General features: G+C 73.1%; 13 protein-coding genes. 7 read left to right on the plus strand and 6 right to left on the minus strand.

Features of this window, described 5'->3' with window-relative positions:
- Position 1: 1 nt before the first annotated feature.
- Both AB5J73_RS35565 and AB5J73_RS35570 read right to left on the minus strand, forming a co-directional pair.
- On the minus strand, positions 2-610 hold the full coding sequence (locus AB5J73_RS35565; protein ID WP_370963192.1) for a response regulator: 609 nt from the start codon (positions 608-610) through the stop codon (positions 2-4).
- Positions 607-1,434 carry a sensor histidine kinase gene (locus AB5J73_RS35570; protein ID WP_370963193.1) on the minus strand — a complete coding sequence of 276 codons (828 nt, stop codon included), beginning with the start codon at positions 1,432-1,434 and terminating at the stop codon, positions 607-609. Before AB5J73_RS35570 ends, AB5J73_RS35565 begins: the two co-directional genes overlap by 4 nt.
- Before the next feature lie 13 nt (positions 1,435-1,447).
- Here AB5J73_RS35570 and AB5J73_RS35575 point away from each other — a divergent pair, with 13 nt between their 5' ends.
- Positions 1,448-1,600, plus strand: coding sequence for a hypothetical protein (locus tag AB5J73_RS35575; protein WP_370963194.1), 153 nt, complete (start codon positions 1,448-1,450; stop codon positions 1,598-1,600).
- 84 nt (positions 1,601-1,684) lie between these two features.
- On the opposite strand, the gene AB5J73_RS35580 is transcribed toward AB5J73_RS35575, so the two are convergent.
- Entirely contained in the window at positions 1,685-2,065 is a 381-nt protein-coding gene (locus AB5J73_RS35580; RefSeq protein WP_370963195.1) for a hypothetical protein, read from the minus strand.
- A 120-nt stretch (positions 2,066-2,185) separates the two neighbouring features.
- Here AB5J73_RS35580 and AB5J73_RS35585 point away from each other — a divergent pair, with 120 nt between their 5' ends.
- The 4 genes from AB5J73_RS35585 to AB5J73_RS35600 all read left to right on the plus strand — a co-directional run bounded on the left by AB5J73_RS35585 (position 2,186) and on the right by AB5J73_RS35600 (position 6,949).
- Entirely contained in the window at positions 2,186-3,217 is a 1,032-nt protein-coding gene (locus tag AB5J73_RS35585) for a LacI family DNA-binding transcriptional regulator (RefSeq protein WP_370963196.1), read from the plus strand.
- Positions 3,218-3,233: 16 nt separating this feature from the next.
- Positions 3,234-3,359, plus strand: a complete 126-nt coding sequence (locus AB5J73_RS35590; RefSeq protein ID WP_370963197.1) for a hypothetical protein — start codon at positions 3,234-3,236, stop codon at positions 3,357-3,359.
- Positions 3,360-3,614, plus strand: coding sequence for a DUF664 domain-containing protein (locus AB5J73_RS35595; RefSeq protein ID WP_370973435.1), 255 nt, complete (start codon positions 3,360-3,362; stop codon positions 3,612-3,614).
- A gap of 119 nt (positions 3,615-3,733) precedes the next feature.
- A complete protein-coding gene (locus tag AB5J73_RS35600) occupies positions 3,734-6,949 on the plus strand; it encodes a TIM-barrel domain-containing protein (RefSeq protein ID WP_370963198.1) in 3,216 nt (1,071 codons plus the stop codon).
- A gap of 90 nt (positions 6,950-7,039) precedes the next feature.
- On the opposite strand, the gene AB5J73_RS35605 is transcribed toward AB5J73_RS35600, so the two are convergent.
- Positions 7,040-7,579 (minus strand): DUF305 domain-containing protein, encoded by a 540-nt coding sequence (locus AB5J73_RS35605; protein ID WP_370963199.1) that lies wholly within the window; start codon positions 7,577-7,579, stop codon positions 7,040-7,042.
- Complete coding sequence (locus tag AB5J73_RS35610) at positions 7,576-8,508, minus strand: DUF1996 domain-containing protein (RefSeq protein WP_370963200.1); 933 nt, start codon at positions 8,506-8,508, stop codon at positions 7,576-7,578. Before AB5J73_RS35610 ends, AB5J73_RS35605 begins: the two co-directional genes overlap by 4 nt.
- 215 nt (positions 8,509-8,723) lie before the next feature.
- Here AB5J73_RS35610 and AB5J73_RS35615 point away from each other — a divergent pair, with 215 nt between their 5' ends.
- Positions 8,724-10,850: a discoidin domain-containing protein gene (locus AB5J73_RS35615; protein ID WP_370963201.1), complete on the plus strand. Its 2,127-nt coding sequence runs from the start codon at positions 8,724-8,726 to the stop codon at positions 10,848-10,850.
- A gap of 9 nt (positions 10,851-10,859) precedes the next feature.
- On the opposite strand, the gene AB5J73_RS35620 is transcribed toward AB5J73_RS35615, so the two are convergent.
- Positions 10,860-11,210, minus strand: coding sequence for a VOC family protein (locus AB5J73_RS35620; protein WP_370963202.1), 351 nt, complete (start codon positions 11,208-11,210; stop codon positions 10,860-10,862).
- Between the two features lie 358 nt (positions 11,211-11,568).
- On the opposite strand from AB5J73_RS35620, the gene AB5J73_RS35625 reads away from it, so the two are divergent.
- Positions 11,569-12,096, plus strand: a complete 528-nt coding sequence (locus AB5J73_RS35625; RefSeq protein WP_370963203.1) for a helix-turn-helix transcriptional regulator — start codon at positions 11,569-11,571, stop codon at positions 12,094-12,096.
- Positions 12,097-12,139: the final 43 nt, after the last annotated feature.

The following is a 12,139-nucleotide window of genomic DNA, read 5'->3' on the forward strand; positions in this document are numbered from 1 at the left end:
GCTAGAGCCAGCCCCGCTCGTCGGCGATCCGGACCGCCTCCACGCGGTTCCGTGCGCCGGTCTTCGTGATCGCCGCGGAGACGTAGTTGCGGACCGTGCCTTCGGACAGGTAGAGCCGGGACGCGATCTCGGCGATCGTCGCGCCGGTCCGCGCGGTGATCAGGACGTCGCGTTCGCGGGCGGTGAGCGGGGACTCGCCCGCCGCCAGGGTGGCGACCGCCAGCGCCGGGTCCACCACCCGCTCGCCGGCCCGGACGCGGCGGATCGCGTCGGCGAGCACCTCGGCCGGCGCGTCCTTGACCACGAACCCGGCCGCGCCCGCCTCCATCGCGCGGCGCAGGTAGCCGGCCCGGCCGAACGTCGTGAGCATGACGACCCGGCAGTCCGGCACCTGCGCGGCGAGCACCGCCGCGGCGGCCAGGCCGTCGAGGCCCGGCATCTCGATGTCGAGCAGCGCGACGTCGGGCCGGTGTTCGCGGGCCGCGGCGACGACCTGGTCGCCGCGGCCGACCGACGCGACCACCGCGAAGTCGTCCTCGAGCGCGAGCAGCGCGCACAGCGCCTGGCGGACCAGTTCCTGGTCGTCGGCGAGCAGCAGCCGGATGGTCACACCGTCACCCGCAACCGCCAGCCGCGCGGATCCGCCGGTCCCGCGGCGAGGGACCCGCCCGCCGCCGTGACGCGTTCGCGGAGCCCGGCGAGCCCGGAGCCGTCCGCCGGCGAGCCGCCCACGCCGTCGTCGGCGACCTCCACGGTGGACGCCGACAGCGTCACCGCGCACCGGCTCGCCCGCGCGTGCCGGGCCACGTTCGTCAGCCCTTCGCGCACCACCCAGCCGAAGAGCTCTTGGTGCGCGGGCGCGACGACGTCGGTGGCCGTGGGCAGGTCGGCGGTGACCCCGCAGGCGCGCAGCAGCTCGCGGCCGCGGGCGAGCTCGCCGGCGAGCGAGACTTCCCGGTAGCCCGACACGGCCGCGCGGACCTCGGTCAACGCCTGGCGGGCCAGCGTTTCCACCGCGGTCATCTCCTCGCCCGCGCGGGCGCCGTCGGCGTCGAGGAGCCGCCGGGCCAGGGTGCTCTTCACGGTGATCGCGGTGAGCGAGTGGCCGAGCAGGTCGTGCAGGTCCCGGGCGATCCGGGCGCGTTCGGCCTCCGACGCCAGCCGCGCGACCTCCGCGCGGGCCGCGACCAGCGCCGTGTTGGCCCGGATCGCCTCGGCGAACGCGCCGACCATGAGCACGGTGAACACGAGCGCGACCGCCTGCGTCCAGCCCGGCCCGCCCGGCCACGGCACGACGACGGCGGCGAGCGCGGCCACCGCCACCAGGACGACCGCGACGTACCGAGGGAGCCGGGGCACGGCGAGGGAGAGGACGACCGCGGCGAGGAAGAACGCGTCGGCGTGGGCGAAGGGGAGCGCGACGGCGAACAGCACGGCACAAGTACCCGTGAGCACCCAGAACGGCCGCGTGGCCCGGCGCGCCGCCGCGGCCGCGGCGAGGAGGTACCCGGCGGCGAACGCGGCCACGACCCCGCAGCCCACCACCGCGGTGGTGCCCGCAGAGTGCTGCAGCACGCCCGCCAGCGTCACCGCCGGGTAGACGAGCATGCCCGCGTCGAGCAGCCGCAGCCGCCAGCCGCGCACCCAGCGCTGCACGTCCGTCGCCCCGTCCACCGGCACGACGCTACCGCGCCCGCCGCCGGGTGATCAGCACGGTGACGCCGAGGAGGAGCAGGCCGCAGACGCCCTGTTCCAGCCGCAGCCACAGCGGGAACAGCCCGGGCAGCGCGACGATGACGGCGATCGCCACGAGCATCACCGCCGAGACGATCCGCAGCCGCAACAGCCCCTTCCGCGAGCCGCGGGCGGCGCTGCGGGCGAAGCCGAACGTCAGCAGCGAGCTGGCGACGACGAGCGTGGCGCGCACCCACACCGCGTCGGTCACCACCGCCGGGTGGTTCCGGAACAGGACGATCACGGCGAGCGTGAGCACGGAGAGCGCGGCGTAAGCGCCGGTGAGCAGCAGCACCGGCCGGAACCCGGCGGTGAGAGTCGTGGTGGTCATGCCGGAAATGCTCGTGCGCGGGCCGCCGCCGGGGCAGTGCCGTCCCGCACCGGGCCGTCATGACATTTGTCATCGGCGCGGTACTGGGAGAGCGCTCTCACAGCGTGCTACAAAGGACGGGTGACGACGCAGCCGCCCACCCTGGAGGACGTCGCGCGGGTCGCCGGCGTCTCGCGGGCCACGGTGTCCCGCGTGGTCAACAGCGTCCGCAACGTCGACCCGAAGCTGCGCGAGACGGTCGAGCGCGCGATCGCCGACACCGGCTACGTCCCGAACCGGGCGGCGCGCTCGCTGGTCACCCGGCGCACGGGCGGGATCGCACTGGTGGTGTCGGAGCCGGAGCGGCACGTCGAAGCGTTCACCGGCGGCGTCTTCGGCGACCCCTTCTTCGGCCGCGTCGTCGAGGGGGTCGTCTCCTGCCTGCGGCCGCACGGGCTGCACCCGCTGCTGATGCTCGTCGACAGCGACACCGAACGCGCCAAGCTGGTCCCGAAACTGCGCCAGGAGCAGGTCAGCGGCGTCCTGCTGATTTCCCTGCACCCGGCGGAAGACCCGCTGCCGAGCACGCTGACCGACGCGGGTGTGCCCACGGCGCTGTTCGCGCGGCCCGCCCGCCCGGCGCCGGTGTGCTACGTCGACGTCGCCCACCAGGACGGCGCCCGGCTCGCGGCCGAGCGGCTCGTTTCGCGCGGCTGCCGGCGCGTCGCGACGATCGCGGGCCCGGCGGGCACCCCGGCCGGCCAGGACCGGCTGGCCGGGTTCCGCGACGCCATGGCCCGCCACGGCCACGCGTACGTGGCGGTCGCCGAGGGCGATTTCACCGAGCACGGCGGCGAACGGGCGATGGAACGCCTGCTGGCCGAGGAACCGGCCCTCGACGGGCTCTTCGTGGCCAACGACCTGATGGCCTACGGCGCGCTGACGGTGCTGCGCGAAGCCGGCCGGCGCGTCCCGGCCGACGTGGCGGTGGTCGGCTTCGACGACAGCCGGGTCGCGCTGAGCTGCCGGCCCCGGCTGACGACGGTCCGCCAGCCGGTCGAGGCGATGGGCGCGGCGATGGCCCGGATGGTCCTGGACCGGATGGCCGACCCGGACCTGCGCGCCGAATCGGTGATCTTCGACCCGGAACTGGTGGTTCGCGACTCGGGCTGAGCACCGCGGTGGGCCCGTGGCCGAGACCCGGCGGAAACCGGTGCCGCGCAACGACGGCGGCGAGCTCGACACCGCGACGGCGTTCCTGACCTTCGCCCGCGAGTCCGTCCTGAAGAAGACCGACGGGCTGACCGATGAGTAGCTGCGCGAGGTCCTCGTCGGGTCCGGCACCACGCTGCTCGGGCTCGTCCACCACCTCACGCTCGCCGAGCGGGTCTGGTTCGGGCACCACGTCGCCGGCGGCGAAGACCCCGGCGACGTGGACATGACCGTCCCCGTCGAGGGCACCGCCCACACCCTCCGGTGGGTGCTCGCGCACATGACGTCCGAGACCGCCCGGCACGCGGGGCACGCCGACATCCGGCGCGAGCAGCTCGACGGCGTCACCGGCCGCTGATCTGTCCGGACAGTTCCGCTCACTGGTCTGGACATCACCCACTGGGTTGTGCTCAGATCGGCGTGGCTTTTCCAACGTTGTAAAACCGCGAGTCCCCTTACCGGAACGGAGTTTCCGCCGTGCGGACGAGAACAGCGAGAGCCCTCCGGCTGACGTGCGTGGCCGCCGTCGCCGCGGCCACGGTGACCGTCGCGACCCCCGCCACCGCCGCCCCGCGGGGCCAGACCGTCACCGCCGGGAACGCGCGCTTCCAGGTGCTGTCGCCGACGGTGATCCGGACCGAGTACGCCGGCGACGGCCGCTTCACCGACGCCGCCACCTTCAACGCCGTCGGCCGCGGCGCGTTCACGCCGACGCCGTACAGCTCCACGGTTTCCGGCGGCGTGCTCACGATCCGGACGAGCGCCACGACCCTGACCTACCGGCTGGATTCGGGCCCGTTCGACGGCGGGAACCTCGAAGTCCGCACGACCGCCGGCACGGCCCCGGTGCTCGCCGCGCCCTGGCGCCACCTGACCTGCCGGACCGGCGCGCTGTGCGAGGCCGAAGACCTGACCGCCGACGGGCTCGGCGTCGCCACCGACCACCGCGGCTACACCGGCGAAGGCTTCCTCGCCGGCTTCGAAAGCACCGGCACATCGGCGACGGCGGACGTCGAGGCCACGGCCGCCGGGACGTACTCCCTGGCCGCCCGCTACGCCAACGGCCAGGGCGGGGACGGCCAGCACGTCACGCGCACCCTGAGCGTTTCGGTCGACGGCGGCGCGCCGCGGCAGCTCACCCTGCCGGTGACGGCCGACTGGGACACCTGGGCGGTCGCGTCCGTCCCGCTCACCCTCGGCGCCGGCCACCACAGCGTCCGCCTGCAGCGGACCGCGGCCGACTCCGGCAACGTCAACGTCGACGCCCTCGCGGCGCTCCCGGCCGGTGCGGCCTTCCCGCCCGCGTCGGCCCGTGCCTACACCGGCTGCCCGGCCGGTGTGAGCTGCGAGGCGGAAGCCGGGCTGCGGACCGGCTCGGCCGTCGTCGCGACCGACCACCCGGGCTACGCCGGGCGCGGCTTCGTCGCCGAGCTGAACCGGGGTTCGGCGCTGACGCAGCGGATCACCGACGTCGCCACCGCCGGCACGTACCTGCTGCACGTGCGGTACGCCAACGGCACCGGCGGCGACGGGCGCCACGAGACGCGCACCGCGTCCGTCGCGGCGAACGGCGTCACCCGCACGCTGAGCCTCCCGGTCACCGACAGCTGGGACGCGTGGAAGAGCGCTTCGGTCCCGGTCGACCTGAAGGCCGGCGCGAACGACGTCGTGCTCGGCTGCCCCGACGACGCCAGCTGCCACGTCAACATCGACACCGTCGCGGTCACGGCGTCGGGCGCGGCCGCCCCGCAGCCGCACCTCGCGCTCGGCGGGTACCGGCGCGGCCTCGACGGCGTGAACGGCGACAACGGCACGCCGTCGCTCACCGAAGGGCTCTTGCACCAGGACGGCTGGTACCTGCTCGACGACAGCCCTTCGGCCTGGTACGACACCGCCACCCGCAAGGTCACGCAGCGACCGTCGCACGGCGGGAGCCCGTACCAGGACGGCTACGTCTTCACCTTCGGGCACGACTACAAGGCCGGGCTCCGCGACCTCGCGACCCTGACCGGGCCGCCCGAGCTGCTGCCGCGCTGGGCGTACGGCGTCTGGTACTCGGAGTACATCGACCGCACCGCGGCCGACTACCGCGACACGATCCTGCCGCGCTTCCGCAGCGAGGGCGTGCCCCTCGACGTGCTCGTCACCGACACCGACTTCAAGGCGCCCGACACCTGGAACGGCTGGCAGATCGACACGGACAAGTTCCCCGACCCGGCGGGCTTCTTCGCGTGGTCGAAGGCCCAGGGCCTGCACAACACCCTGAACACCCACCCGAGCATCATGGGCTCGGACCCGCAGTTCGCCCGCGCGCAGGCGACGGCGAAGGGCAAGCTGGCCAAGTCCGGCTGCGGCACCGACTGCTACGTCTTCGACTGGGGCGACCCCGACCAGCTGACGGCCTACCTCGACCTGCACGCCGGGATGATGCGGCAGGGCAACGACTTCTGGTGGCTGGACTGGTGCTGCGACGGGTCGAAGTCGAGCCTGCCGGGCGTCACCCCGGACGCGTGGATCAACCAGCAGTACGCCGACCTGGCCGCCCCGGCGACCGGCCGCGGCTTCGTCACCTCGCGGGCCTACGGCTCGCTGCAGGCCGGTGGCTACGGCGGCCCGATCGGGCTGTCGACGGGACCGTGGGCGGACAAGCGCAGCACGCTGCACTTCACCGGTGACACGTCCTCGACGTGGGGCACGCTGCGGATGGAGGTCGGGATCACCCCGGCCGAGTCGGCCGCGACGGGGATGTCGGCGATCAGCCACGACATCGGCGGGCACAACGACACGACCGGCCTGCGTGGCAGCGAGACCTACACCTCGGGCGGGCAGCAGCGGCAGACGGCCAAGCTGCCCGACGACATGTACGCGCGCTGGGTGCAGCTCGGCACGTTCCAGCCGATCGACCGCCTGCACAGCAACCACAGCGACCGGCTCCCGTGGCAGTACGGCGACGCGGCGAAGGCGTCGGCGACGAAGTTCCTGAACCTGCGGGAAAACCTGGTGCCCTACACCTACACGCTGGCCCAGGAGGCCGCGACGACGGGAGTTCCCGTGGTGCGGCCGACGTACCTGGAGTACCCGGACGAGCCGGCCGCCTACGCGGCGGCCTCGAGCGAGTACTTCTACGGGCCGGACCTGCTGGTGGCGCCGGTGACCACGCCGGGGACGTCGGCGACGACACCGGTCTGGTTCCCGCCGGGGCAGTGGACGGACTACTTCAGCGGCAAGACCTACGCGGGCGGGACGACCCAGCAGGTCACTTCGGACCTCGGCACGATGCCGGTGTTCCTGCGCGGTGGCGGCATCACCGCGACCCGGACGGCGGATGTGCCCGACGACGTCCAGAGCCCGCTGGACAAGGTGACGGTGACGGTCGCGCCGGGCGGCTCCGGGTCCTTCTCGCTGTACGAGGACAACGGGACTTCGTCGGCGCAGAGCTCGACCACGAAGATCACCTACGCCGAGCGCGGCGGGTCGCGGACGGTGACGGTGGCGCCGCCGCAGGGCCGGTACCGGGTCGCGGACCGCGAGTGGACGGTGAAGTTCCTCGGCGTTCCCGCGGCTCCCAGCCGGGTGAAGGTCGGTGGCGGGTGGGCCCCGGCGTCGGCGTGGAGCTGGGACGCGGCCACGCAGACGTTGACGGTGAAAGCCCCGGCCCGCCCGGGCCGGGCCCCGGTCACCGTGTCGTACTGAGCCTCCGGCGGGCTGAAGGGGACGTTCCTCTCGTCTGGTGAGCTGAAGGGGACTTTCCTCGCATGTGATGCGAGGAAAGTCCCCTTCAGCTCACTTCGGCAGCAGCGCGGTTTCGCGGGTTCCTTCGGCGCTCAGTTCCCCGGCGAGCGCCCGGGTCTCCGGGTCGGCGCCGGAGGTCTGCTCGCCCCGGGCGAGCACGACGACCTGTGCCGCGTTCGCCCGCAGCAGCGCGATCAGGCGCCGGTCGAACTCGGGGCCGGTGTCGGTGCGCAACGCCGCCAGGTCGGCCGGCGTGACCATGCCCGGCATCCGATGTCCACTGTGGACGTCGGCGTCCGGCAGCCCCGCGCGGTCGCGCACCGCCTCCAGCCGCGTCAGCAGGCGTTCCGACGGCGCCACCACGGCGTTCGCCGCCGCTCGCACCGCCGCGCTCCCGGCCCGCTCCGGGGCGAGCCGGGCCGCGGTGAGCGCGTTCGACGTCATCGGCACCACGAGCTGCAGCCAGGCCACGTCCGTCGGGTTGAAGGCGGTGGTGGCCGGACTGATGGCCGGCCCGGGGGCGGGGCCGGTGGTGGCGCACCCGCCCATGGTCAGCACCACCACCGCCGCCCCCAGGGCCAGCCCCCTCACGGGCGGCCGGGCAGCCGGTAGTTCGGCCCGAGCACGGTGCCGCGGTCGGGTTTGTACAGGTCGAACCCGCGCGGGTCGCACTGCAGCCCGCCGTTGATGCAGTGGGTCACCAGTGCGGCCAGGGTTTGCGGGTCCCACGCATTGAAGAAGTCGTAGTGCCACGAGTACCCGCGCCCGCTGGCCAGGTGCACCCCGGACATGTTCCCGCTGACCGGGAACGCCATCTTGAACTCCAGCATCGGCACCGCCACCGGGTGGTCGGCGGGGCACGTCAGCGTGGCCCGGTCCGGGTACGCCATGTGGCTCTTGTGGTCGGCCGAGTCGAGGTGGACGCCGTCCCAGCAGCTCGGCGCCTGGTAGCGGATGTTGAGCTGGCTGCCGGCGACGCAGTTCACCGGGATGTCCCAGTTGTGGAAGCTGTCGCCGCACTCCCAGCCCTCGATCGCGCCGGGGGCGTGCTGGAACTCGTCCTGCGTCGCGGTGACGCTGCCGGCGACGTACCGCAGCCCGGGCGGGAACGGCACCACCTTCGGGTAGTCGAGGATGCCCGACTTGTAGTAGACGACCTGCGCGAAGTTCGGCAGCACGACGTCGTTCCCGTTGAGCACGGTCGGGAACCAGTACGCGGACAGGTCGTCCGGGGCCAGGCAGGTCGTGTTCCCGACGCCCGCGGCCTGCAGCGACTGCAGGGTCGTGGCCGCGTTGGTGGTCTTGTTGCCGAGGAACGTGTGGTCGTGCGAGGCGCCGGGCAGGCCCGGGAAGACGATCGGGTCGTCCGGCTGGTGGTGGCTGGGGGAGCAGTTGACCTGGAACTCGTGGTGGGTCACCAGGTCGTCGGCTCCGGCGGGCGACCAGGTGGCCGCGGTCAGGAAGGCGCCTGCCAGCACGGTGGCGGCGGTGCAGGCGAGGAGCGCGGCTTTCGTTGCCAAGGGTCCTCCACGGTGAGGTGCCAAGGATGGGAGAGCGCTCTCCAAGAGCATGCGCACCGGGGTGCCACCGTGTCAAGGAGCACCCGGATACCGTGGCGGGAAGGCATTGTCCGATTCGAGACGGGATCCTTGACAACGCGGGCCGCGGTGCCGAACCATCGATCGCGCCGGAGAGCGCTCTCCAACCTCCGTCCCCTTGTCGTACGGGAGTCATCGTGGACCTACCGTCGCTCCGCCGCGCCGTCCCGGCGCTGGTGGCCCTGCTGGTGCTGGGGTTGCTCGCCGGCCCCGCCCCGGCGCACGCCGCCACCCTGCTTTCCCAAAGCAGACCGGTGACCGCGTCCAGTGCCGAAGGCGCGGGCACCCCGGCGTCGGCGGCCGTCGACGGCGACCCGGGCACGCGCTGGGCGAGCGCCTGGAGCGACCCGCAGTGGCTGCAGGTCGACCTCGGCGCGCCCGCCGACATCAGCCAGGTCACCCTGAACTGGGAGGCCGCCTACGCGACTGCATACGAAATCCAGATTTCCGACAACGCCGCGAATTGGCAGACTGTATACAGTACGACCACGGCGGTCGGTGGTCTGCAGAATCTCGCGGTCACCGGGCACGGCCGTTACGTCCGCCTCTACGGCACGCACCGCGCCGGCGGCTACGGCTATTCGCTGTGGGAGTTCCAGGTCAGCGGCACCCCGGGGACGCAGAGCGGACCCGGCGTCACGCGGGTGACCGGCGCGCAGGGCAACTGGCAGCTGACGGTCGACGGTATGCCGTGGACGGTGAAGGGGCTGACCTGGGGGCCGCCGGTCAGCGAAGCGGCGACGCGGATGCCGGAGCTGCACGCGATCGGCGTCAACACCGTCCGGACCTGGGGTACCGACGGCACTTCGCAGCCGTTGCTCGACGCCGCCGCGGCCAACGGCATCAAGGTGGTCAGCGGCTTCTGGCTGCAACCCGGCGGCGGTCCGGGCAGCGGCGGCTGCGTCGACTACACCACCGACACGAGCTACAAGAACACGATGCTCGCCGAAATCCAGAAGTGGGTTACTGCATACAAAGCACACCCGGGCGTGCTGCTGTGGAACGTCGGCAACGAGTCGATCCTCGGGATGCAGAACTGCTACTCCGGCACGCTGCTGGAGCAGAACCGGATCGCCTACACGCGGTTCGTCGACCAGGCGGCGCAGGCCATCCACGCGATCGACGCGAACCACCCGGTCACTTCGACCGACGCGTGGACCGGCGCCTGGCCGTACTACAAGGCGTATGCGCCGAACCTCGACCTGTACTCCGTGAACTCCTACGCCCAGGTGTGCCAGGTCAAGCAGGACTGGCTGGCCGGCGGCTACACGAAGCCGTACCTCATCACCGAGACCGGGCCGGCCGGCGAGTGGGAGGTGCCGAACGACGTCAACGGCGTACCCACCGAGCCGACCGACCAGCAGAAGCGCGACGGCTACGCCAACGCCTGGAACTGCGTGCTGGCCCACCCGGGCGTGGCACTCGGCGCGACGCTCTTCCACTACGGCACCGAAGGCGACTTCGGCGGCGTCTGGTTCAACATCACCACCGGAAACGAGAAGCGGCTGTCCTGGTACGCCGTCCGCAGGCTCTACAGTGGACAGACCGCGGGCAACACGCCGCCGGTGATCTCGTCGATGAACTTGAGCCGCACCACCGACGTCCCGGCGGGCGGCACGTTCACCCTGACCGCGGCGGTGTCCGATCCGGACGGTGACCCGATCGGCTACACCATGGGGTACAACAGCAAGTACATCAACAACGCGTCCGGGCTGATCCCCGCGCAGTTCACCGGGAACGGGACGTTCACCGTCACCGCGCCGCAGCAGCTCGGCGTCTGGAAGATCTACCTGTACGCCCGGGACGGCCACGGCAACGTCGGCATCGAAACGCGCTCGCTGCGCGTGGTCGCACCGCCGGTGCCGGGCACGAACCTCGCCCGCGGCGCGGTGACGACGGCCTCGACGTACCAGGCCGACGGTCCCGGCGCGCCGTACCCGCCGCAGGCCGCGACCGACGGCAACCCGGCGACCCGCTGGGCGAGCGCCTGGGCCGACCCGCAGTGGCTGCAGGTCGACCTCGGCCGGAGCCAGGCGTTCGACCACGTCCAGCTGGTCTGGGAGGCGGCGTTCGGGAAGGCCTACGAAATCCAGGTCAGCGACGACGCGGCGAACTGGCGGCCGGTGTACGCGACGACGGCCGGGGACGGCGGCGCCGACGACCTCGCGGTCGCGGCCACCGCGCGCTACGTCCGCGTGCACGCCACCCAGCGCGGCACCGGGTACGGCTACTCGCTCTACGAGTTCGGCGTCTACCGGTCGTGACCCGCCGCGTCAGGCCGGGATCAGGCAGAAGAGGTGCCCCTCGGGATCGGCGAGCACCACCCAGTCGGTGCCGCCCGGCTGGAAGTCCGGCCGGGTGGCACCGAGACCTTCGAACTCGGCGATCGCGGCTTCGAGGTCGCCGACGGTGAGGTCGAGGTGCGCGTGCTTCGCCGCGTCCGGCCAGCCCGGGCCGCGGTAGCCCTCGACGCGCTGGAAGGCGAGCCCGACCGGGCCGCCGCCGAGCTGGGCGGAGTCCGCGTCCTGGTGCGTCACCTCCTGGCCGAGGGCCTTGGCGTAGAAGGCGGCGAGCGCGGCGGGGTCGGCGCAGTCGAGGACGACGGTGGTGAGTTCGGCGGGCATGGGGTGGCTCCTTTCGTCGTGCGGGAGCCTGCCCGCCGGACCGGGGCGCGGTCTTGAAGATCTTTGCGGGCCGGAAAACGTCGTACCCCCGGCGTACCGTCCGGGCCGTGCGTGAAGCAGTCGAAGTCGTGGCCCGCCCCGGGTACGCGGTGAGCGTGGTGGAGTGCGCCGACGACCACACCGGGTGGTCGCCGGCCGAAGTGTCGTCGGCGTACCGGATGGTGCTCGTCCGGCGTGGCCGGTTCCGCCGCCGTGCCGGGGGAGTGGTGGCGGACGCCGACCGCACGGTGGCCTACCTCGCTTCGCCCGGCGACGAAGAGTGCTTCGCGCACCCGGCGGGCGTGACAGCTGCACGTCGGTGCGGTTCGGTTCCGGGTTGTGGTTCCGCCTGGCGGGCGATCGTCCGGTGCGTTCGCCGGTGTACGTCGACGGCGCGCTGGAGCTGGCCCACCGCCGGGCCGTCGCGTCGGCGGCCGACCCGGATTACGCGCTGGCGGAAGAGCTGCTGGTCCTGGCGGGCCGGGCGGTCACCCGGGCGGTGGCCGGTCCGGCGCCGGCGGACGACCGCGAGCTGGTAGCGCGGGCTCGGGAGGCGATCGGAGCCGATGATCCGGCGGCGGGCGGGCTCTTCTCGCTGGCCGAGGCGCTGGGGGTGTCGCCGTACCGGTTGAGCCGCGCGTTCCCGCGCGAGCTGGGGGTTTCGGTGACGCGGTACCGCAACCGGGTCCGCGTCGGCCGGGCGCTCGACCGGCTGGCGGCGGGGGAGCGGGAACTGGCGGTGCTGGCCGCGGATCTCGGGTTCGCCGACCAGGCCCACTTGACGCGCACGGTCCGCGAGCACACCGGCGTGACGCCGGGGGTGATGCGCCGGCTTCTGGCTGACTAGGCGAGGAAACGCGGGCCGTCCGCTCGTACGCGGACTGCCCGCG

Source organism: Amycolatopsis sp. cg9 (genome assembly GCF_041346945.1).
Classification (GTDB): Bacteria; Actinomycetota; Actinomycetes; order Mycobacteriales; family Pseudonocardiaceae; genus Amycolatopsis.